The organism is Natronorubrum daqingense, assembly GCF_001971705.1.
Classification (GTDB): Archaea; Halobacteriota; Halobacteria; order Halobacteriales; family Natrialbaceae; genus Natronorubrum; species Natronorubrum daqingense.
This window is the reverse complement of the sequence record NZ_CP019327.1, coordinates 3,246,706-3,268,303: the sequence shown is the minus strand read 5'-3', so window position 1 is coordinate 3,268,303 and position 21,598 is coordinate 3,246,706. Positions and strand designations below refer to the sequence as shown.

21 protein-coding genes are annotated in these 21,598 nt (G+C 63.5%); 7 read left to right on the top strand and 14 right to left on the bottom strand.

Features of this window, described 5'->3' with window-relative positions; translation table 11 throughout:
* Positions 1 to 25: 25 nt before the first annotated feature.
* The 3 genes from hisS to BB347_RS15780 all read left to right on the top strand — a co-directional run bounded on the left by hisS (position 26) and on the right by BB347_RS15780 (position 5,694).
* Positions 26 to 1,324 (top strand): histidine--tRNA ligase, encoded by a 1,299-nt coding sequence (gene hisS / locus BB347_RS15790; RefSeq protein ID WP_076579988.1) that lies wholly within the window; start codon positions 26 to 28, stop codon positions 1,322 to 1,324.
* 71 nt (positions 1,325 to 1,395) lie between these two features.
* Positions 1,396 to 2,892, top strand: coding sequence for a sulfatase-like hydrolase/transferase (locus tag BB347_RS15785; protein ID WP_076579990.1), 1,497 nt, complete (start codon positions 1,396 to 1,398; stop codon positions 2,890 to 2,892).
* A 150-nt stretch (positions 2,893 to 3,042) separates the two neighbouring features.
* The gene (locus tag BB347_RS15780) at positions 3,043 to 5,694 is read left to right on the top strand and encodes a carboxypeptidase regulatory-like domain-containing protein (protein ID WP_083687702.1); all 2,652 of its coding nucleotides are present in this window, start codon (positions 3,043 to 3,045) and stop codon (positions 5,692 to 5,694) included.
* A gap of 286 nt (positions 5,695 to 5,980) precedes the next feature.
* Here the strand turns inward: BB347_RS15780 and BB347_RS15775 are convergent, their stop codons facing one another.
* The 6 genes from BB347_RS15775 to BB347_RS15750 form a co-directional block, all read right to left on the bottom strand.
* Positions 5,981 to 6,571, bottom strand: a complete 591-nt coding sequence (locus BB347_RS15775) for a hypothetical protein (protein WP_076579992.1) — start codon at positions 6,569 to 6,571, stop codon at positions 5,981 to 5,983.
* 223 nt (positions 6,572 to 6,794) lie between these two features.
* Positions 6,795 to 7,250: a desampylase gene (locus tag BB347_RS15770; RefSeq protein WP_076579994.1), complete on the bottom strand. Its 456-nt coding sequence runs from the start codon at positions 7,248 to 7,250 to the stop codon at positions 6,795 to 6,797.
* Complete coding sequence (locus tag BB347_RS15765) at positions 7,247 to 8,230, bottom strand: ABC transporter substrate-binding protein (protein ID WP_076580000.1); 984 nt, start codon at positions 8,228 to 8,230, stop codon at positions 7,247 to 7,249. The genes BB347_RS15770 and BB347_RS15765 overlap by 4 nt, the downstream gene beginning before the upstream one ends.
* 319 nt (positions 8,231 to 8,549) lie before the next feature.
* Positions 8,550 to 9,218, bottom strand: coding sequence for an NADPH-dependent F420 reductase (gene npdG, locus BB347_RS15760; protein ID WP_076580002.1), 669 nt, complete (start codon positions 9,216 to 9,218; stop codon positions 8,550 to 8,552).
* Between the two features lie 90 nt (positions 9,219 to 9,308).
* Positions 9,309 to 9,593 carry a hypothetical protein gene (locus BB347_RS15755; protein WP_076580247.1) on the bottom strand — a complete coding sequence of 95 codons (285 nt, stop codon included), beginning with the start codon at positions 9,591 to 9,593 and terminating at the stop codon, positions 9,309 to 9,311.
* A 67-nt stretch (positions 9,594 to 9,660) separates the two neighbouring features.
* Positions 9,661 to 9,918, bottom strand: coding sequence for a hypothetical protein (locus BB347_RS15750; RefSeq protein WP_076580004.1), 258 nt, complete (start codon positions 9,916 to 9,918; stop codon positions 9,661 to 9,663).
* A 103-nt stretch (positions 9,919 to 10,021) separates the two neighbouring features.
* Between BB347_RS15750 and BB347_RS15745 the strand changes: the two genes are divergently transcribed.
* On the top strand, positions 10,022 to 11,056 hold the full coding sequence (locus BB347_RS15745; RefSeq protein WP_076580006.1) for an LLM class flavin-dependent oxidoreductase: 1,035 nt from the start codon (positions 10,022 to 10,024) through the stop codon (positions 11,054 to 11,056).
* A gap of 101 nt (positions 11,057 to 11,157) precedes the next feature.
* Positions 11,158 to 11,991 (top strand): glycerophosphodiester phosphodiesterase, encoded by an 834-nt coding sequence (locus tag BB347_RS15740; protein ID WP_076580008.1) that lies wholly within the window; start codon positions 11,158 to 11,160, stop codon positions 11,989 to 11,991.
* A gap of 28 nt (positions 11,992 to 12,019) precedes the next feature.
* Here the strand turns inward: BB347_RS15740 and BB347_RS15735 are convergent, their stop codons facing one another.
* From BB347_RS15735 to BB347_RS15715, 5 genes are all read right to left on the bottom strand, one after another.
* Positions 12,020 to 12,619 carry a hypothetical protein gene (locus BB347_RS15735; RefSeq protein WP_076580010.1) on the bottom strand — a complete coding sequence of 200 codons (600 nt, stop codon included), beginning with the start codon at positions 12,617 to 12,619 and terminating at the stop codon, positions 12,020 to 12,022.
* 84 nt (positions 12,620 to 12,703) lie between these two features.
* Positions 12,704 to 14,344, bottom strand: a complete 1,641-nt coding sequence (locus BB347_RS15730; RefSeq protein ID WP_076580012.1) for an FAD-dependent oxidoreductase — start codon at positions 14,342 to 14,344, stop codon at positions 12,704 to 12,706.
* Positions 14,345 to 14,452: 108 nt separating this feature from the next.
* Complete coding sequence (locus BB347_RS15725) at positions 14,453 to 15,328, bottom strand: TIGR01548 family HAD-type hydrolase (RefSeq protein WP_076580014.1); 876 nt, start codon at positions 15,326 to 15,328, stop codon at positions 14,453 to 14,455.
* Between the two features lie 82 nt (positions 15,329 to 15,410).
* On the bottom strand, positions 15,411 to 16,097 hold the full coding sequence (locus tag BB347_RS15720; RefSeq protein ID WP_076580016.1) for a metalloprotease family protein: 687 nt from the start codon (positions 16,095 to 16,097) through the stop codon (positions 15,411 to 15,413).
* Between the two features lie 117 nt (positions 16,098 to 16,214).
* On the bottom strand, positions 16,215 to 16,622 hold the full coding sequence (locus BB347_RS15715; protein ID WP_076580017.1) for a UPF0146 family protein: 408 nt from the start codon (positions 16,620 to 16,622) through the stop codon (positions 16,215 to 16,217).
* A gap of 39 nt (positions 16,623 to 16,661) precedes the next feature.
* On the opposite strand from BB347_RS15715, the gene BB347_RS15710 reads away from it, so the two are divergent.
* Complete coding sequence (locus tag BB347_RS15710) at positions 16,662 to 17,183, top strand: archaemetzincin family Zn-dependent metalloprotease (RefSeq protein WP_076580019.1); 522 nt, start codon at positions 16,662 to 16,664, stop codon at positions 17,181 to 17,183.
* A 153-nt stretch (positions 17,184 to 17,336) separates the two neighbouring features.
* Positions 17,337 to 18,227: a hypothetical protein gene (locus BB347_RS15705; RefSeq protein ID WP_236995963.1), complete on the top strand. Its 891-nt coding sequence runs from the start codon at positions 17,337 to 17,339 to the stop codon at positions 18,225 to 18,227.
* Between the two features lie 73 nt (positions 18,228 to 18,300).
* Here the strand turns inward: BB347_RS15705 and BB347_RS15700 are convergent, their stop codons facing one another.
* From BB347_RS15700 to BB347_RS15690, 3 genes are all read right to left on the bottom strand, one after another.
* Entirely contained in the window at positions 18,301 to 20,166 is a 1,866-nt protein-coding gene (locus tag BB347_RS15700; RefSeq protein WP_076580021.1) for a ribosome biogenesis/translation initiation ATPase RLI, read from the bottom strand.
* 2 nt (positions 20,167 to 20,168) lie between these two features.
* A complete protein-coding gene (locus tag BB347_RS15695) occupies positions 20,169 to 20,495 on the bottom strand; it encodes an EMC6-like membrane protein (RefSeq protein ID WP_076580022.1) in 327 nt (108 codons plus the stop codon).
* Positions 20,496 to 20,807: 312 nt separating this feature from the next.
* Positions 20,808 to 21,557 (bottom strand): hypothetical protein, encoded by a 750-nt coding sequence (locus tag BB347_RS15690; RefSeq protein WP_139326972.1) that lies wholly within the window; start codon positions 21,555 to 21,557, stop codon positions 20,808 to 20,810.
* Between the last annotated feature and the right edge of the window lie 41 nt (positions 21,558 to 21,598).

Sequence of the window (21,598 nt, the reverse complement as noted above, 5' to 3'; positions counted from 1 at the left end):
GTTCGCCCTCGGCGAACCACCACGCATGTACGACCGGATCAAGGGCTTTCGTGATTTCTACCCCGGCGAGATGGCCGCCAGACGGGAGGCCATCGACACCTTGGAGGACACCGCTCGCGGCTACGGTTTCCGCGAGATCGGCACCCCCGCGCTCGAGCGCGCCGAACTCTGGACCGACAAGAGCGGCGACGACATCGTCGACGAACTCTACTCCTTCGAGGATCGGGGTGGCCGCCACGTCACGCTGACCCCCGAACTGACGCCGACCGTCGCGCGGATGGTCGTCGCCAAACAACAGGAGCTCTCGAAACCGATCAAGTGGGTCTCGACGCGTCCCTTCTGGCGCTACGAGCAGGTTCAACAGGGCCGCCAGCGCGAGTTCTACCAGACGAACGTCGACATCTTCGGCTCGTCGGAGCCCGACGCCGACGCCGAAATTCTCGCCTGGGCCGCCGACGCGCTGACGAACCTCGGGCTCACCGGCGAGCACTTCGAGTTCCGCATCTCTCACCGAGATATTCTTGGCGGCGTCCTCGAGAGCTACGACGACGATATCGACACCGAGGCCGCGATTCGTGCGGTCGACAAATCGGACAAGCTCTCGACGGCCGAGTATCACGACCTCCTGATCGGTGCCGGACTCTCGGCCGATCAAGCAGTCGAGTTCGACGACCTCATCGCCGACGGCGACCTCGAGGCAGTCGAATCCTTCGCGGCGAACGAGCGAGTGACGGACGCGGTCGATAACCTCCAAAACGTCCTCGAGGCGGCCGAGGACTTCGGTGCGCGCGAGTACTGTACGATCTCGCTCGAGACGGCGCGCGGACTCGATTACTACACCGGCGTCGTCTTCGAGTGTTTCGACTCGACGGGCGAGGTCTCACGATCCATCTTCGGCGGCGGACGCTACGACGACCTGATCGAGAGCTTCGGCGGGCAGTCGACGCCAGCGGTCGGCGTCGCCCCCGGCCACGCGACCCTCTCGCTGCTCTGTCAGCGAGCGGGCGTCTGGCCCGAGGAGACGGTGACGACCGACTACTACGTGTTGCAAGTCGGCGACACGCGTCCCGAAGCAGCACGAATCGCTCGCGACCTGCGCGAGCGCGGCCACGTCGTCGAGACCGACGTCGCCGGGCGATCCTTCGGCTCGCAACTGAACTACGCCGACTCGATCAACGCCGAAACGGTCGTCATCGCCGGCGAACAGGACCTGGCGAACGACGAAGTGACGATCAAGGATATGAACTCGGGCGACCAGACGCAGGTTCCCGTGGACGACTTCCCTGGCGACCTCGAGCAACCGACGTTCGACGACCTCGCGTAAGCACCGTCGGTACGGGCACGTGGTGCAGTTCAGGGCCCACCATTAACTTCGACGTCGGTGTACGCCGTTCGATGGCCGATTTCGACACGCCGAACGTCCTCTTCGTACTCACCGATCAGGAGCGATACGACTGCAGCGCCCCCGAGGGACCGCCGGTCGAGACGACGGCGATGGATCGGCTCTCGAGTGAGGGAATGCGATTTTCGCGGGCGTTCACGCCGATCAGCATCTGTACGAGCGCTCGAGCGTCGCTCATGACGGGCCAGTGGCCACACACGCACGGAATGCTCAACAACAGCCACGAGGCGGACGCGATCCAGCCGAATCTCTCTCCGGAGACGCCGACGTTTTCGGAACTGCTGGCCGACGTCGGCTATCGGCTCAGCTACACAGGGAAGTGGCACGTCGGACGCGATCAGACGCCGAAGGACTTCGGCTTCACGTACCTCGGCGGCAGCGACAAACATCACGACGACATCGACCGGGCATTTCGTGAGTACCGAGAGAATCGTGGGACCCCTGTCGACGAAGTCGACTTCGAGGAGGAAATCTACACCGGCAGCGATCCACGAGATGCCAGCGAAGGGACGTTCGTCGCCGCGAAAACGCCCGTCAGCGTCGAAGACACTCGCGCGTACTTTCTCGCGGAACGAACGATCGACGCGCTCGAGGGCCACGCCGAGAGCGGTACCGACAGCGACGGCGACCAGTTCTTCCACCGAGCGGATTTCTACGGCTCCCATCACCCCTACGTCGTCCCCGAACCCTACGCCTCGATGTACGAGCCGAGTGAGATCGAACCGCCAGAGAGCTACGCCGAAACGTACGAGGGGAAACCTCAGGTGCAGGAAAACTACCTCCACTACCGCGGTGTTGAGGGCTTCGAGTGGGATATCTGGGCCGAAGCGGTCGCGAAGTACTGGGGATTCATCACTATGATCGACGACCAACTCGAGCGAATTCTCGAGGCACTCGAGCGACTCGGTCTCACCGAAGAGACGGCCGTGATCCACGCCTCGGATCACGGTGACTTCGTCGGTGGCCATCGCCAATTCAACAAGGGACCGTTGATGTACGACGACACCTACCGAATTCCGTTGCAGGTTCGCTGGCCCGGCGTCGTCGACGCGGGATCAGTTTGTGACGCGCCCGTCCACCTCCACGACCTCGCACCGACATTCCTCGAGCTAGGGGGCGTCGACGTCCCGGAATCGTTCGACGCGCGAAGTCTGGTGCCGTTGCTCGAAGCGAGCGGCGACTCCGATGACGTTCCCGAAGCGTGGCCCGAATCGGTTTTCGCGCAGTACCACGGCGACGAGTTCGGACTGTACACCCAGCGAACGGTCCGGACGGATCGCCACAAGTACGTCTACAACGGTCCGGACGTCGACGAGTTGTACGACCTCGAGGCCGACCCGGCCGAACTCAACAATCTGATCGACCATCCCGGGTACGCCGACGTTCGACGGGAGATGCGCCAACGACTGATCGAGTGGATGCGGGAAACGGACGACCCGAATCAGGGATGGGTGCCGGACGTGCTCAGGGCGGCGAACGACGGCGCGTAAGTCGGTTGTTTCGACCGTCTGAGCGCCGCCTCTAGTCGAGCACGACGCTCAAATATGCTAAACTGGAGTGAATGTCTACTTGGAATATTTGTAATACCCATACTATCTCGGGAAAAATAATAAATACGAAGACATATATCATTGTTGAAGATGCAAGACCTGTACGGTGTGCGACGTAACCGCAACGAGAGCCGGAACCGTCGAATAGCCGCACTTGCAGTGATTTCCGTGTTACTCGCGGTCGTCGCTATCGGGGTTGTGACGTTGCCCCTCGCTGTCGGTGGTGAAAGTATCCTCGCGAGTGGGAGTGACGAGCCGAGCGAGGCGACACCATCGGACGCGACGCTCGAGACGACGGCGAGCGAACACGGCGACGCCACGCAGCCGGTTCAGGCCTCGAGCGACTCGTCAGCCGAGTACGAGGTAACGCCGTCGGACGCTGAGGGCGAACCGGGCGAGCGGGTGAGCGTCGACGTGGACGCACGGACGTTGACCGACGACGATGACGCTGACATTTCGGGATACGATCTTCGTCTCGACTACGACGACGAGCAGGTCGAACTCACCGACGCCGACACCTATCTCGACGACGACGAGGAACTCGAGGTCGACGCGAACGACGGGTCGGCCGACGTCGAGTGGACGCCGAGTGGCCTCGAGATCATCGGCGACGAACTGACCGATTCGATAACCGACGGCGACTCGATGGAGAGCATGAACGCGACGATCGTCACGCTGGAGTTCGTCGTCGTCGGCGAACCCGGCGAAACGGGCGACGTCGATATCGACGACGACTCGCAGATCTGGGACGGGGCGACCGGCCTCTCTGAATACGATGACGACGAACTGAACTGGGGCGAGGGGACCGTCGCGGTCGGCGGCGAGTCGGACGAGGGTGAGGACGGTGAAGACGAAAACGAGAGCGACGACGAGTCGCCCGAGAACCAGCAGGTAGCCGAGTTTTCGGCCGTGAGCCAGGACGGATTCGTCGCGTTCGACGAGTCGAGTCAGAGCGACGCCGAAAGCGAGGGCGTGTCGTTCCCCGCCGAGGACGACGGTGAAACGCCGATCGAGTTGGACGGAGTCGTCTACGGCGACGACACCTGGGAGTCGACCGACGTATCGTTCCCGACGCTCGACGCCGGTGCGGCCGACGCCGACGTCGAGGCTCGCGACGGACTCCACGGCGAGTTCGACGAGGACTCGGGCGAGATGACGGTCGAGGGCGAGTTGACGGTGCTCGTCGACGGCGACGAGGATCGCTCGTTCAGCTTCGATATCGACGGAACGACCGGCGACAGCGGGGAGTTGAGCGGGAGCGGTGACTTCGGCGACTCGTCCGCGTCGGCGTCGCTCGTCGACAACGAGTTCCTCGTCGAAGATACGACCGGCGACACGGTCATCGACAGCGCGCTCGGCTTGCCGTCGACGAACGAAGGCCACAACTGGTTCGACCTCGCGCTCGACCTCGAGATCGAAGAGAGCGACTCGGTCACCGGAACGGTTGAGGGGACCGTCGAAAACGACGACGGCGAACCGATCGACGGCGCGACCGTTGACGCGGCCGACGGTGGTCCCACAGCCGAGACAAGCGACGACGGAACGTACGACCTCGTCCTCGAGCCCGGAGCCGCCGAACTGACTGTCGACGCCGACGGCTACGCCGAGGAGACCGTCGAGACGGACGTGGGCGAAGCCGAGACGACCACCGAAGACGTCACCCTCGAGGGCGAGGAGTCGGCGACCACGGTGTCGATCGAGGCCGACGACGCGACGGCGGGCGAGACCGTGACCGTGGACGCGACCGTCGAGAACGAGGGCGACGACTCCCTCGAGCAGGACGTGACGGTTTCGGTGGGCGACGAGGAGACCGCGGAAACCGTCACGGTAGACGCCGGCGACGAGGAGACGGTGACCCTCGAGTGGGACATCGACGAGGACGACGTCGGCGAGCACACGGCGGAAGTCGAGAGCGAGGACGACCGCGCGACGACCGACGTCAGTGTAGACGAGTCCTCGGAGACCGACGACGAGTCCCCAGAGGGTGAGGACGGCGACGTCGGCGAGGACGAAGATGCGTTCGTCGCCACCAGTCAGGGCGGATTCATCTCGTTCGCCGAGGACGCCGACAGAGAAGCCGCCCTCGAAGAGGGTCTCGAGTTCCCGTCGGCGGATGAAGACGACGAGCACATTCAGATCGTCGGCGTGATCGACGACGGCACGTGGGAATCCACCAGTACGTCCTTCCCGAACCTCGAGACCGATTCCGGGATCGAAGCAGAGGTGACAGCGCCCGACGGACTCGAGGGTGAGATCGACGAGGAGGGCGACGAAATGTCCGTCGAGGGCGAACTCGAGGTCGCGATCGAGGGAGACTCGGACAGGCAGTTCTCGTTCGAGATCGATACGACCACCGGAGAGAGCGGGGACCTCACCGGAGACGCTGACTTCGAGGACGACCACGCGACGACCTCGCTCGTCGATAACGAGTTCCTCGTCGAGGACGAGACCGGCGACAGCATCATCGACTCCGAACTCGACTTGCCGGCGGACGAGGCCGGCACGAACTGGTTCGAACTCGATCTCGACCTCGAACTCGACGTCGACGACGAGGAAGTCGACGACACGGAGTCCTCCGGCGACGCTGAATCCGACGACGAAGACGAAGACGACGCTGGCGGCGAGAGCGCGACCGGTTCGTCGACCGCCGTTGCCGGATTCGGCCAGTTCCTCGGGGTGATCGGCGTGGTCGCGGCCATCGGCGCACTCGGTGCCGGCGTGTTCAGCCGGGTCGCTCCGTGATCTAAACCGACGGTCGCATCCTCGAGCGAGCGGTCTTCAGTCGTGTTTTTTTCGACGGACGTACCGAGGCCAAAACCGGACTCGTCTCGGTGGCAGGTACGGTCGACCCGTGGCGGGAAAGACGGCACTCGTTCGTGGATGGGGTTCACTCTCTTCGCATTCGTCGTCTCGGTCGGTCGAAAATTCCGTTCGGACCGACCTTCTACAGTCGTCTACCTTCGTATCGGCGTTCCGCAGCCGTCTATCTTCGTGCCGGCGTTCCGCCGCTGACTGCCGGGAAGCGTATCTACTTGTCCTCGGGTTCGCTCGAGTCGCGCTGTTCGCTCGTCGACGCCGCGGGTCGGGCCGGCGGAATTGCCGGGTGATTGGTTCGGATCGTTCTGGTCACCGCTGCGGTCGAAACGCCGGCAATCGCGCTAACGACGCCGCTGAGGCCAGCCAGTCCGAGGAGATCTATCGGACCGAGTCCGGCCCCGCCGTCGCCGCCGGTCGAACCGATGAAAATGCCCGCGGCGAAGACCAGCACCGTCGCCCCGATGAAACTGCCGACCCCGACGAGGAGCGCGTCCTCGCTCGAGAGAACGCGCTGCCCTTCGACGACCCCCGCGAGACCGGCGACCACCGGTGCGGCGAGGGCGGCGACGATGAGGAACACCAGCGGCGTGTAGCCTTCGACGATGAGCGCTTCCGTCCCGTCTTGTTGAGGGAGGACCGCCGATTCGATCCAGAACCAACTCAAGAGGCTCGTGGCGCCGAGACAGAGTCCGACGACGAGCATCGTCGCCGAAATCCGTCCGAGTATCTCGATCGAGCGATGTGATATCGTGAGGTTAAAACTCTGAGTCGTCCCGATTTGCTCCGAGTTACCTTTTGACATGACCCATCATTCTTCGAGTATGGTAATTAACGTATTGGATCATTATTAGTTATCTTACTGTCTCGAGTCGTTCGCACACGGTTCGTATTGACCTCGGATCGGTATGCAGGCCGCAAATCGGTGCGTGTCGGGTCCGTCGTGAGGAGAGAGGAATGAGGAGAGAGGAGTGAGGGAGGCGAGAGCGAGAACTGGAGTGTACCCGAAAGGGGGAACGAGACGGAGGTTACGCGGAGAGAATAATTCGTTCGCGTTCGAACCGGTCCTCGTCTGCGCGCCATCGCCACGACCCGACCTCGAGGGGCGAAAGCGAGACGATCAGATACGAGCGATCGGGCCACGTCGCCGCGTCCACGTCGGTTTCGCTCGGTGCCGCCGGCCCGCGCGGGTGGGAGTGATAGAAGCCGACAATCTCCTCGCCGGCGTTCTCGAGTCGTTCGAAGACCTCGAGTTGAGCCTCCGGATCGATTCGATAGCGCGTTTGCGGCGACTCAGCGACGTTCTCTGTGGGGTAGTACGAGTGAACGCGACTGGTTCCGCCGGGAGCGTCGTCGTACTCGCCGCCGAAGACGCCACAAATTTCCTCGGGTTGGCCGTCTCGAGCGCGCTCGAGAATAGCGTCGCGAATCTCGCCCGGCAACACGAGCGTGGACCCAACGTCGGCGGACGGATCGTCGGTCACGGTCGCAACTCGGCGTCCGCCTCGCGGCGCTCGAGCAGGTCCGCGAACGGAACCGCGATTTCCTCGAGCGGTCGGGGTGGCGTCTCCGCGTCGAACGCTTCCGGCCGAACGATCGGTGCCAGCGCCTCGAGCGTGTCCACCAGTCGCGGCCCGGGGCGGTTCGAGTAGTGATGGCCGTCCATCGCCCAGACGCGGTCGTTTTGGACGGCCGAGAGAGTTTCCCAGCTCTCGCGTTCGGTGAGATCCGCGGCGTTTTCGGCGGTTTGCTCGAGGCTGAAGCCACAGGGGGCGACGACGACGAGTTCGGGATCGTACGCGCGGACGTCGGCCCACTCGCGAGGCGTGGATCGCTCGCCCACGTCGGCCAGTCCGTACTCGCCGCCGGCCCATTCGACCAGTTCGGCGCTCCAGTGGCCCGCGATCATGACGGGGTCGGTCCAGTCGAAGATGGCGACCCGCGGGCGATCCGGCGGGGCGAGGTCCGCGGTTCGCTCGCGGATCGCGTCGACCCGCGCATCGAGGGCGGCCCGAACGTCTCGGGCGCGTTCCTCGCGGCCCGTCGCGCGGCCGATTCGCTCGAGATCGTCCAGGACGTCACCGACGCTATGCGGGTCCGTGGTGAGGATTTCGGGATCGGCCTCGATCTCCCTCACGGCGTCTTCGACGACCACCTCGTCGACCGCACAGACGTCGCACATCCCCTGCGTGACGATCAGATCGGGCTCGAGGTCCTCGAGGAGGTCCGTGTCCACGTCGTAGACTCCCGAATCGGCGTCTTCGTTTTCGCCGTCGCCAGTCACTTCGAGGACCTGTTCGTCGATCTCGGCGCTCGAGGCCTCCGCGTCGATTCTCGAGGCGGTGACCGACGGGATCGATTCGACGCCGGGTGGATAGTCGCACTCGTGGGAGACGCCGACTGGCTCGAGGCCGAGGGCCGCGACGAGTTCGGTCGCCGAGGGCAGCGTCGTGACGATTCGCATGCCCCGCTGTAGGTGGGGGAGGGTCAAAAGCGACCGGCTCGAGCACGCTCTGGGAATCAAGCTATGACTCGAGCACGCTTTGAGAATTGCTCCGTGGCTCGAGCACCCTCCTCGTACTGGCTACAATGATTTCCACGTCCTCCCCAGCCGATTGCGGTCCTCGCTCCGGCCGTCGCTGCGGTCCTCACCCCTCGCACGGCTTCGTCGATCGGTCTCGCTCGCGCTCGGCCGATCGACAGCGCGCGCCACGACACACGAGTGGGTTCGTCTTACTTCGCCGAAAGATCGGCTCTGCTGTAGAAAACCGGCGTTTCGTCGCCTACAAGAACTTCACGCCGACGTCGTGGAGGTCCTCGTTGTACTTCGCGATGTTGATCACGAGGGGGGTGACGCTCTCGACTTCGGCGGCGTTGGCCAGCGGGCCGGAATCGAGCGCACGCAGGCCCTCGATTTCGTTCGACAGGTTGCGAACGGTCTCTTTCGCGTCGTCGTCGTCCGCGACGAGCAGCGTGTCGAGATCCAGTTCGTTGTCGAGATTCGAGAGGGCGTCGGCCGCGAGGTTGTGGAACGCGCCGACGACGGGCACCTCGTCGGGCGCGCGCTCGGCGACGAGTTGGGTGACGCTTCCGGTTCCCGGCGGGTGGTAGTGCAGGCCGTCCTCGTCGCCTTGCATGCCGACTGCGGGGGTGACCAGAATCGTGTCCTCGTCGAGGGAGTCCGCGACGGCTTCGACCGTGTCGCCGGCGTAGTACGGCGGGACGCTGAGGACGACCACGTCGGCGCGGTCCGTCGCCATCTCGTTCGCGAAGCCGGTGAGCTTCGCGTCGACGCCGCGCGAGTCGAGGGCCTCCTCGTACTCCGCGACGGCCTCGCGCGCCTTCTCCGGGTCGCGCGAGCCGATGATGACCTCGTGGTCCGTGTCGTGTGCAAACCGCAGGGCGAGGCCCTGCCCGATGTCGCCGGTGCCGCCGAGTAGTGCAATTCGCATACCTCCTTTCGGGGCGGCACCCGAATAAAAGGGGTGGAGGGCGGCCGTTCTCGCCGGGTTCTGGGACAGTGGCGAACTCGAGCGAGACTGTTACTCTCGAAACGGCGGAAGCAAGTCGAACGCCGCCGCAGCAATCGCGAGTCCGAGACCGATTGCGACACCACCGAACGCAATGTTGACGGACGACGGTGTCTGGACGATTGCCTGTACACCGACACCGACGAAGAGCACGGCGAGAGCAAGCAACAGGACGGTTCCAAGCACGTCGAGGAGCGCATCGGAGACGGCCGTTCGGATCGTCGTGTAGAGTTCCTCGTGATCGATCTCGCCGGATACACCACCGTCCGCCTTCGGCTCTGACTTCGAGTCGGTCATCGTCCGACAGATGACCGTCAACACAGGTCAATCTGTTGAATTGTCGGCCGTGAGAGACGGTCGAGCGCTACGGCGCGTCGCCATCCTCCGGGTTCATCGCCGAGCCGAGGCCGCTGTCGTAGGCGTCGCGGTTTTTCACCTCGCGAATCCGCTGGTCGAGTCGGTCCTCGAGTTCCTGCCGTCGCTGCTCGTCGACGTCGGCGGCAGTTCCGAGGTCCTCGAGATCCTGTCTGGCCGTTCGCAAGACGGAGACGGCCTCTTCGGTCTCCAGTTCGGTCGCTCGGTCGAGGCTGCGTTCGACGTCCTCGAGCGTGGTTTCGGTCATAGCGGAAGCACGGACTCGAGGCCCCTCAAGGCTCGGCCGTCGATAGTCACCTCGTACCATCCGGAAAGCGGGCACACTTATTCGAGTGCTCCCAACCACGGACGTGGAGCTATCGATCGTCGATCTCGCGCCGATTCCGGAGGGTGGGGACGCCGTGGACGCGTTCGAGGGAACCGTCGAACGCGCCCAGCAGGCCGAACGACTGGGCTACTCGAGATTCTGGGTGGCCGAACACCACGACTTTCCGGACTCGATTGCGAGCACGACACCCGAAGTACTGATCCCCCACGTCGCGGCGAAGACATCGGACATCCGCGTCGGTTCCGGGACGGTCCTGCTCAACCACTACAGCCCCTACAAGGTCGCCGAGTCGTTCAGCGTCCTGGATTCGCTCGCCCCCGGGCGCATCGACCTCGGGCTCGGTCGGGCGACGGGCAACCCGACGCGAGACCTCGCCTTGCAGATGGATCGAAGCCAGCGCCGAAATCCGAACGATCACGCCGAGAAGATCGAGGAGGTCGCGAAACACCTCCACGGCGGCTTTTCGGCGGAGCATCCCTTCAGCGGACTCGAACTCCCGGCTGCCGACGACACGAAACCCGAAACCTGGGTGCTCGGCTCGAGTCCCTCGAGTGCAAAGATCGCCGGCGAACTCGGACTGCCCTACTGCTTTGCCGCGTTCATCCGGCCGGGTCCGGCCGTTCGCGCCTTCGAGGTGTACCGAGAGCACTTCGAACCCTCGCCGTTCGACGCGGGTCCGGCAGAGCCGTACGGAATGCTGGCAGTGAACGCGACGTGCGCCGAAACCGACGAGGAGGCCGCACGGCTCCGCGCAGCGACCGACGCCTCCTCTCGAGCGCTCCGACGCGGCCAGGTCGATCAGTTGCCGATTCGCTCGGTCGAGGACGCGATCGAGTACCTCGGTTCGGTTCCGGAGCCGACGGAACTCCCGCTCGAGCCGGGGGAGTGGCCGCGAGCGATTTCCGGCAGCCCCGAAACGATGGCGGAGATTCTCGAGGATCTCACGTCGCAGGTCGGCGTCGACGAAGTCATTATTCAGAACCAGATCGCGGACCCCGAGGACACGCTTCGTTCACACGAGTTACTCGCTGAAGCTGTCGGACTCGAGTCGCGATAACGGGTACTCGCCCGGGTTCGAGCCACCTTCGCTTCGAGTTCGATCTCACTCTCACCAGGGGCGAGCGCCACACCAATGAGTCCGGAGAGAAACGTGTACGCATGGCCACTCCGACCGTCATCGCCCACCGCGGCTACGCCGGCGTCGCACCCGAGAACACCCTTGAAGCGGCCGCCGTCGCGGCCGACGACGACCGAACGTCGATGCTCGAGATCGACGTTCAGCCGGCAGCATGCGGAACCCCCGTCGTAATTCACGACGAACGCCTCGAGGGGACGCGCGACGGCCGGCCGCTGACCGACGGGTCGGGTCACGTCTGGGAGACACCACTCGAGGAACTCCGGGAGACGCACGTGCTCGGAACTGACGCGACGGTGCCGACGCTCGAGGCGTTCCTCGAGTCGATTCCCGAGACGATGGGCGTCAACGTCGAGTTGAAGAATCCGGGAACGACCGACGTGCGATTTGCGGAGGCGTTGCCGGCCGACGAGCGCGAGGAGCGACGCGAGGTGTGGACTCCGTTCGTCGACCGCGTCGTCGACGCCTGTGAGGCGTTCGGCGGCGAGATTCTCTTTTCGTCGTTCTGCGAGGGAGCCCTCGCGGCTCTCCGCGACGTCGCTCCGCGCTATCCAGCCGCAACGCTCGTCTGGCACGACCTCGAGGCGGGCCTCGAAATTACCCGACGCTACGACTGCGAGGCGATTCACCCGCCACGAAACGTGATCCTCGGAACCGGACTCGAGCAGACCACGTACGCCGGGTTTTCGGGAGAGGCGATTCCGGGGATCGACGTTCTCGAGGAAGCCCATCGGGAGGGACGAACGGTGAACGTCTGGACGGTAACGACCTGGAACCAATTCGAGGCGCTCGCCGCGGCGGGCGTCGACGGGATCATCGCCGACTATCCCGGCCTCGGGTCGTTTTCGGACGCGTGAGGGCGTCGGCCGGTCCAGCCGGACAGCATTAGGGAACGTCCATCCGAACTCCGAGCCAGCAGGCACCGCCTTGAACGACGAGAGCGAGGGCCACGGCGACTGGATCGATCGTCAGCCACGACGCGTCGGCGAGGACGGCCACGACGGCGGGGGGAGCACCGAGCGCGACGACGAACACGGCGATCTGGAGGAAGTCGTCCGGCGCGAGCGACAGTCGCTCGAGGCCGCCGTAGAACGCGAGCCAGCCGGCAAACAGTGTCGTCGCGAGGATGAACGCGGCGTCGAGAACGCCCGCACTGTTGGCGACGGCGTCGAGGGTCACTCGCGTCGGGAGGAATGCGAGTGGGACGAAGAAGACGGCTAACCAGACGAACGTCAAACCCCCGCTCGGATCGGCACCGAGACGGTCGAACCCGCCGTCGACGAGCCAACTCGTCACGACGAACGCGACGGCGAGGACACTGATACCGAGCCACTCCGCGGGGACGGCCGTCACCGAGGCGTCACTGACTCGAGCGAGGACGGTTCCCGTCACGACACACAGCCAGGCGACGCCGGCGAACGTCCCGAGGGATCGGCCGAGACCGACGAGGGTTGCCGAGAGGGCTGGAACGCGTGTATCCGCCATTATCGACGATTCGTTCGATATCCTACATAAATTGTCCGACTGCGGGCCAAAATACACGGCCCGCAGTTGCTGATCGTGATGCGGTCACTGGTTCGATGCGGATTCGGAATCCGATGGATGCCCCTCGAGTGACTCCCGTCTCGGCAAATCGTCGGTCGCCGGTCCCTCGAGCACGTCGCCGTCGGGGTCGAACCGAGAGCCGTGACACGGGCAGTCCCAGCTTCCTTCGGCGTCGTTCCACTCGACGACGCAGTACATGTGCGTGCAGACGGCCGACGTCGCGTGGAGTTCACCGTCGTCGTCCCGCGAGCAGGCGACGGGTTTGCCTCCCCGTCGCACGACGCGACCCTCGCCCGGTTCGAGGGCCTCGAGGTCGGGCGAAAGCAGCGAGCGCGCCCAGTCGGTCGCGAACTGGCTCATCGCGTCGGCATTTTCGGTGAGCGCCGAGCCAGCCGAGGTCTTCGGGGTGAACCGAAGCGGGTCGAACAGGTCGCGTTCCGGGGGCTCTTCTCCCGCGACGAGCTTCGCGAGCAGTGTTCCGGCGGCGACGCCGTTGGTCATCCCCCAGCCGCGAAAGCCGGTCGCGACGAGGACGTTCTCGGCCCCGCCGACGCGGCCGACGAACGGCACCTTGTCGACCGGCTTGTAATCCTGCGTCGACCAACGATAGGCGACCTCGTCTACGGGAAACCGTTCGCGAGCCCAGCGCTCGAGTCGTCGGTAGCGCTCGGCGGTCGAACCCCCCTGCCCGGTCTTGTGATTCTCGCCGCCGACGAGCAGGAGTTCGCCGTCGGCGTCGCGATGGCTGCGCACGGATCGGTAGTTGTCGCTCGAGCGGTAGTACATTCCCTCGGGTGGGTCGCCCGCGAGGCGGATCCCGAGTACGTAGGATCGCTTGGGGTGCATTCGGGCAAAGTAGCCGATACGATCGAGAATGGGAAACCCCGTCGCGAGGACGACTCGCCGCGCCGTCACCGTCCCCTCGGGGGTGTGAACACGACACGGCGTCCCCGGATCGACGTCCGTCACGCGGGTGTATTCGTAGACGCTCGCTCCCTCGTCGCCCCGCAGTTCGTCGGTGATCGCGAGCAGGTACTTTCGCGGGTGGAACCACGCCTGGTCGCCGAAGCGAACGGCCGCCTGCGCCCGTTCAAACGGCGGCACCGAGGTCACGTACGTCGCCTCGAGTCCGGCGGCCTGCGCGGCGTCGGTCTCGCGCTGGATCGCGTCGGGTTCGTTGCTGTAGAGGTACGAGGGCTGGCGTTCGAACCCGCAGTCGATGTCGAGATCGTCGACCAGACTTTCGACTCGGTCGATCGCGTCCTCCTGCACGCGAGCGTACTGACTCGCCTGTCGACGGCCGAACTCGCGACGCAGGTGGTCGTATATCTCGCCGTGTTGGCTGGTCAGTTTCGCCGTCGACTTCGCCGTCACCCCGCTCGCAACGCGATCTCGCTCGAGGACGGCAACTGTTTCGCCGCGCTCGCGAAGCGAATACGCCGTCGAGAGGCCGGCGATACCGGCGCCGACGACCGCCACGTCGACGGACTGGTCGGTTGTCAGCGTCCTAGTTTCGTCGTCCTCGTCCCCTGCTTCGTCACCTTCCATCTCGTCACCGTCTCTCTCACCACCTCCCGTCTCGTCGTCTCGCGTCGACTCGGGAGTGCTCGCGAGCCACCACGAAGTCGGTTCGCCGGGAAGGTCGTCTCGAGTGAATTCGGCCATCTTCCGACGTGCTACACCGACGGGCGACAAAAAGCGGACGGGCGGCCCTGCAAGGAAGAACGGATCAGGTAATCCTGCGAGGAAAACGGATCGCTCGAGTATCTCGACCTACGACTCGAGCAGGTCCGGCAGGTCGTTGATCGACTCGAGGACGGCCGCCGCGTCTTCGGCCTCGTACGCTCGCCGGCCCTCTTCGCCGGTGAGGCCGCCGGTGAGGACGCCCACGCCGTAGTACTCCCGGCCGGGGTCCGCGTCGGCCGCGTTCGTGGCCGTTCGAATATCGTCTAAGGTGTCGCCGACGAAGACCACGCTGTCGGCGTCGAATCGCTCGGCGAGCGTGGTCAACGCGTGGGGGTGTGGTTTCCCTTCCGCCCAGTCGTCCATCGTGAATCGGTGCTCGAGTGGAATCTCGCTCTCGAGACCGACGCGCTCCAGTGCGATTTCGGCCTCCGCTTCCGGTCGGCCCGTGACGACGCCGACGTCGTACCGTTCGAGAATAGCCTCGCGCGTCTCCGGCTCGAGCAACACTGGTTCGTCGTGGATGAACCCGGGCGTCTCGCGATCAGGATTCCCGCCCTCGAGGCCCCGATAGAGGTCGGCCCCGAGGTACAACTGCTGGAACACGTCGCGGAGTCGCTCTCGATCCCAGCGCTCCGTGACGCGCTGGGTCGCCCGCGCGCCGAGTTCCTCGCGAACCGCGTCCTCGGCGGCCTCGAGTCCGCCGCCTCGAGCGGCGATTTCGTCGGTGTACTCGTCGATGGACGCGCTGTAGCCCTCACCCGTCGCGAGGACGTACAGCGCGGCAGCGTACGTCAGTTCCCAGTCGTTGTTGAACCCGCCCGCGTCTTTGAACTGCTGAATGTCGGGCTTGCGGATCGTTCGGTCGTAGACGGCCTCGATCGACTCGACGATCGCGCGTCGGTAGGAGTCTTCGACGTCGACGAGCACGCCGTCGATATCGAGGACGACAGCATCTGCGTTCATACTCGAGTAGAGGCGGCGGCAGGAATAAAGACGGTCGGATTTGGACTCGAGGCGGGGACCGAGGGTCACGGCTGCAGTCGAATCAGAGACCGATCCAACCGATGACGGAAAACGCGGCGACACCGAGTGCCAGCGCGTAGAGCACGTCGGCCCACAGCCACGAGAGCAAGTTCGCGACGTAGATGACGACGACGACGGGAACGCCGAGCAACACGAGCGGCGACTGGCGCCACTCCGCGCTCGAGCGCGTCCAGAGCGTTTTCGCGTCGCCGGTGCTCGGAAACGCCTGCATCCCGACGGAGAGCCCCAGCCAGCCGCTGAGTCCGACGAGTGCGAGCGTCTCGGGTGGGGCTGCGAGCAGTTCACCGACTGCCGCGGAAACCGACTCGAGGGCGGGACCGTCCGCCAGAACAGTAGCGTCGACGGCCGTCGTCACGAGCCAGGCGAACCCGAGGAACGCGACGAGCGAGATAATCGTGTTCACCAGAAACGGCGCGACGCTGATAACGAACGACGTTCGATAGCGCTTCGGGTGGTGGTGGCGAACGTACCCCGGCGGGTCACCCAGTCGGAAGTACACCACCTCCGCGACGGGAACCCCGGCGGCGTCACAGGCCTGTTTGTGGGCGAATTCGTGGACGACGACGCCGGGGGCAGAGAACACTCGAAGCACCAACCAGAGGAGGTAACTGAAACCCGAAACTGCCACCGCCACGGCCACGAGCGCAACGACGAGCGCGACAGCAGCGACTGCGTACTCACCGGCCATTAGTGTGCGAAAGGAAGTACACCCCGATAATTCGTTCGGAGCGATCTGTCACGCTCCCCGCTGGTAGTTCTCTGATAACAGCCCACACTCGTCGAAATCGATCTCGAGCCAAATCGATCATCGAGACTCGCTCGAGCGAGCCACGTACAGCGTCCCAGCGTCGATGGTCACTCGCTCGACGGGAACCGCGGGCTGGTCGCCACCGAGCGTCGTAAACAAGAACGCAGCGTCGACCTCGCGAGCGACCTCGAGTGCCGGGCGGTGTAACTCAGGAGGGAGGTTTTGCGCGTAAATCGCCTCGAAACCCTCGTAGAGCGAGAGATCCGGATCGACGATGTCGTCCCGAACGAACCGCACGCCGTCCGGAACCGATCGGTCGTGAACGTCCGTCGCGGTGACGCTCGCGCCGCGAGCGGCGAGGGCCGCCGCGATATCGCTTCGGCGGCCGATACCGACCTCGACGAGTGACTCGAAATCGGCTAAGGCCTCGAGCAACGTCTCCGGGTTCCGGCGAGAGTGGGACACGGCGGGACGTTTATGCCATCCGCCGCCATAGCACTTGCTATGCTCGTCGATATCGTGCCGGTCGGAAACGTCCCCGCCAACGTCAAACGGGCGGCTTCTTCCGCGTTGCGATCGGTATACGATTGCGACGTGACGATCAACGATTCCCAGCCGGTCCCCAACGGTGCGTACGACGCCGACCGAAATCAGTACACTGCAGAAACCTTCATCCAACTCGCCGAACGCGTCGGCAACGGCGAGAAGAACATCGCCATTACGCCACACGACCTCTTCTATCGCCGTCGAAACTACGTCTTCGGACTCGCCTATCTCGACGGCAGCGGCAGCGTCGTCTCGACCTACCGCCTCCAGACCTCGAGCGACGGCGGCTTTTCGAATCAAAGTGCAGCCGACATCTTTCAAGACCGCGTCCGTAAAGAGATCGTCCACGAAATCGGCCACACCTACGGCCTCGAGCACTGCGACAACAACCGCTGCGTGATGAACTTCTCGCCGACCGTCCGCGAAGTCGACATCAAAGAGGAGAACCTCTGTGGTAGCTGTCAGCGATTGATTAGCTAACTTGGCCCATCTCTCGGTGGCAGCCTACTACCGCACACCCTCACCGATTAGATTGCACTCCAACCAGTTCGGCTCTGTCTGTGCGTCTTCGAGGAGGGCGTGTTCTCGAAGGCGTGCCGGGAAAGGTGAGCCGGCTGTCAGCCTGTCGCAGGGATGCAAGAGACGGGAACGACTTACCTCGCTCGCGACCGTACGCTCGAGACGACTACCCGACTCGTGACCGACGAACCTACCGAACCGAACGATATCGACCGCGAGACCAGCGATAGCGACGGTGAAGTCGAAATCGAGGTCACTCGCGGACGCGACGAGCGATTCGACGACGCTCCCGGTTCACCCAGTGACCGACGACACGACCGAGAGACGACGCACGACCGACTCGAGGAGAGCGCCGGGGAGTCCGTTTCGGAAGGGGCTCTCGCGGACGAACTCGGTCGGGTCGACGTCATGACGACGCCCGAGGGGTACGTCGAGGGGCGCATCACCGACGTCGCCGGACTCGATCCGACTACGGTTGAACTCACCGTAGCGCTCCCCCACGGCGAGACCGTCTCGTTCCCCCTCGAGAAACCGATTCCGTGGTCTCGGGAGTTCCTCCTCGCCCGACTCGTCGAAGACGTCGGCTACGACGCCGCCTCGATCGACCACATCGTCGGCGAACCCGTCTACGTCCAGCGGACGGATCTCGAGCCCGACGACGAGGAGTGGTGGACGTGGGAATCCTCGCTCCAAACCGCCAGCGACGCGTTGCTCTCCTCGCTCTCGGGCGGGCGATACCGACTCGAGCGAGCGCAGGCGCCCGAGTGGCGACTCGTGGACCCGCTCGAGCGACCGGAGTCGAAGACGGAACCCGACTCGGAACTCCGTACCGACGAACGCCTCGGTATCGCGTTCGTCCTCGTGGGGACGCTCGTCGCTGCGATCGGTGGCGTCCTCGGCGCGACCGGGACGCTCGTCGTCTCGACGTCCGTCGTCGGAGCCATCGCTCTCGGGCTCTCGATCGTGCTGGTTGGTTTCGCGATCGGCACTCGCAACTCACCGTAGGACCGTCAGCAAAGCCGATTCGAATCGCCGTCGGAAGAACAGATTTGCATACAGACCAATTCACGTCCCAGCGTCAGGGCGCGTAGTAGTACTCGCCGTCCGTTTTCTGCTGTTTGTCGAGTTGCGAATCGGGCTTGTTGATTCGCGGGCGCGACGTGCGCTCGTCCCGGCGGAACGTGACCTCGAGATTCGCCAGGAAGTCGTTCATGCCGTCGCGCATCGGCTGTGGCGCGCCGGCCCGACCGTGTTCGGCGGGCTCGCCGTCGAAGACCATCAATCGGTCCGCGAGCAGGTCGATCATGTACGTGTCGTGGTCGATGACCATGACCGTCGCGTCCTGTTGTTCGGCGTAGCGTCGGATCGCGCTCGTCGCCTGCACCCGCTGCTCGACGTCGAGGTGGGCCGACGGCTCGTCGAGTAAGTACAGATCCGCGGAGTCGGAGAGACAGGCCGCGATGGCCACCCGTTGTCGTTCGCCGCCCGAGAGGTCCGCGAGGTTTTGCTCCATGATCCGCTCGAGTTGGAGCGGCTGGGCGATTTCGGTGTTCCAGTACGAGGAACCGAACTGGTCCGTGATCGACGAGAGGAAGGCGTCGACGCGCATGTGCTGGTCGATCGTCACGTACTGTGGTTTGTAGGAGATGTCGAGATCGAGGTCCGCGTCGCCTGCGTCTAGCGGGCTTTGCCCGCTCGACGTTTCCGTCGGGTCTTGCCCGACGGTGTCTGGCTCGAGGTTCCCCGTGAGGAGTTTCGCGAACGTCGACTTCCCGATTCCGTTCGGACCGACGATACCGAGCACCTCGTTCTGGCGGATCGTCCCGCCCTCGACCTCGAGCGAGAACTCGCCCTCGCCGTAGCTCTTGGTGATGTCAGGGTACTCGACGAGCGTCTCGGTGTGACTCGCCGCTCGAGGCGCGTGTTCTTCGAACTCGATGGGATCCGGTCGGATCCGCATGTTCTCGTTGTCGAGGTACCCCGAGAGGTACTCGTTGATCCCGTTTCGGACGGATTTCGGGGCCGTGATGACACCGTAGGCACCGGGCTCACCGTAGGCGACGTGGAGCGTGTCGGCGAGCAAGTCGAGAATGGCGAGATCGTGTTCGATGACGAGCATCGATCGATCTTCTTTCTCAGCGAGGTCCCGAATCAATCGGGCTGCCGTCACTCGCTGGCCGATATCGAGATACGGCGTGATCTCGTCGAGGAAGTAAAAGTCCGTGTCACGAGCCAGCGTCGCCGCGATGGCCACACGCTGGAGTTCTCCGCCGGAGAGGTCGTCGATCGACTGGTCCATCACCGGCCCGATCGAGAGTCGCTCGACGAGTTCGTCGAGCGCCCCTCGTTCGTTGGTTTGCTCGAGCAACTCGCGCGTGTTTCCGTCGAACGTGTTCGGAATCTGGTCGACGTACTGGGGCTTTCGGGCGACGGTCACGTCGCCGTCGCGGACGGCCGCGATGTAGTCCTGGAGTTCCGTCCCGCGGTAGGCCTCGAGGATGTCGTCCCAGTCGACGTCTTCGTCGTGGCGTCCGAGATTCGGCTCGAGTTCGCCGGCCAAAATTCGGATGGCAGTGGTCTTCCCGATACCGTTCGGGCCGAGGATCCCGGTGACTTGCCCGTCCTGTGGAGCTGGGAGCCCATAGAGCGAGAAGGCGTTCTCGCCGTAGCGATGGGCCGGATCGTTCTGGAGTTCCTTCGGCAGGTTGATGATCTCGATGGCGTCGAAGGGGCACTTCTCGACGCAGATCCCGCAGGTTTCGCCCAGACAGATCTCCTCGGAGATGTGGATCTGTTCGGGTTGCCCTTCGTCCGTATCTTCACCCCGTAGGGTGATGCACTCCTTTCCCGTCCGATTCGGCGGGCAGTAGTTCTTACACTCGTAGCTACATCGATCCGGCTGGCACCGATCTAAGTCTACGACGGCGATGCTGTCATCCGCCATTGTTAGACGCTTGCCCCCGTGGTGAGCAAGATTCCAAACGTCACGAACCAGAACGAGAAGGTCATGAACACGATGAACAGGTAGTGTTTCGCCCCGAACTCGTCGTCCCCGTAAATGCTCGTGAAGTCAAAGAGGATGAACTGGGCGAGGATCGCCCCCAACACGAGCAAGAGCCCTCGCATATCCGACGCTGCCGCGTCCGCCGAAGCGGCGTCGCCGGTAATCGCCAACGAGGCAAACCCGGCAGCGACGCCGAGCAGCGCCGACAGCGCCGTCACGCTGATCGAGCGGATATGCTCGCGTCGGTCACTAATCGATTCGGTCGACATGCGAACAACTCCGAGTGCGGGGCTAAAAAGGCGTTCGGGTTGGTCTCGAGGGAGTCATACGTCGCTGTATCTACACTGGTACCAGCCGTTGTAGTAAGATTACATTTGCTTTCGTCAGTAGCAATAACCTTATGTGATTGCTTCACTGCCACCAGAGGAATTTTCGCGAACAAGACGCTAACAGCACAAACGTGGAGAGTGATGACAGAATATGTATTTCGACGTGATGTTCAAACTCAAGGGTAGTGGCTATCTTGAAACGATGTAAGTACTACTCCTGAATGAGGTCAGCCCTCGTACGCCGTAATACTGTCAGGATCTCAATTCAATTTGAGCGGTAGAACCGTCGGTTGCACGGACTGTGATATCCACGTCGTCAACACCAACATTACTACCGCCCCCATCTTCCTCGCGAAATCTATCAAACTCGAATTCCATTTCGTCACCAGGTTCAATCGCAACAGTATTTTCTTCTCCATCTCTCGAGAACCCGACGAGTTCTTCGCCAATGTAGATAACCTCGTCTATAATCTGCTCGTCTTCGAATAATAAAATATCATCATTATGGCCACCAACCTGATTCGCATCCTCGTTATTCGTCCAGCTGATAGCTAGTCCGTCAAGCTCGACTACTTGACCGTCGTCAGGTTGAGTATTCTCGATGATAAATTCGTAATTGCCACTGTTGCCCGCGGAATCAACACTTCCCTGTATGTCACTGATAGCGGCTGTCTGAGGTATCTCAAATATCCGTTCGAGATCGATAATGCCAGTGGCGTCGTCGCTGTTCGTCGGTTCGAGGTCAGCAAAAATATGAACGATCGCTGTTTCATCTGTCCCCCCTACTTCAATCTCTTGGTTTTCTCCCGGTTCAATATCGAACTCAACCTGTTCCTGAAATTCATCTTCTCCGTTTACATCAAACTCGATATCGTCGTCGCTGTCAAGTTCGACGGTCATCGAATATGTGGTAGTATTGTTCACAAACACGGGAGTCCTGTCAGCGGTAGTGCCGTCAATTCCGAGATACGCAGATGGATCGTCGCTCGCAGTAACGCTCACACCTCGCCCCGCATAGATTTCGCTAAACCCGAACGTCTCGG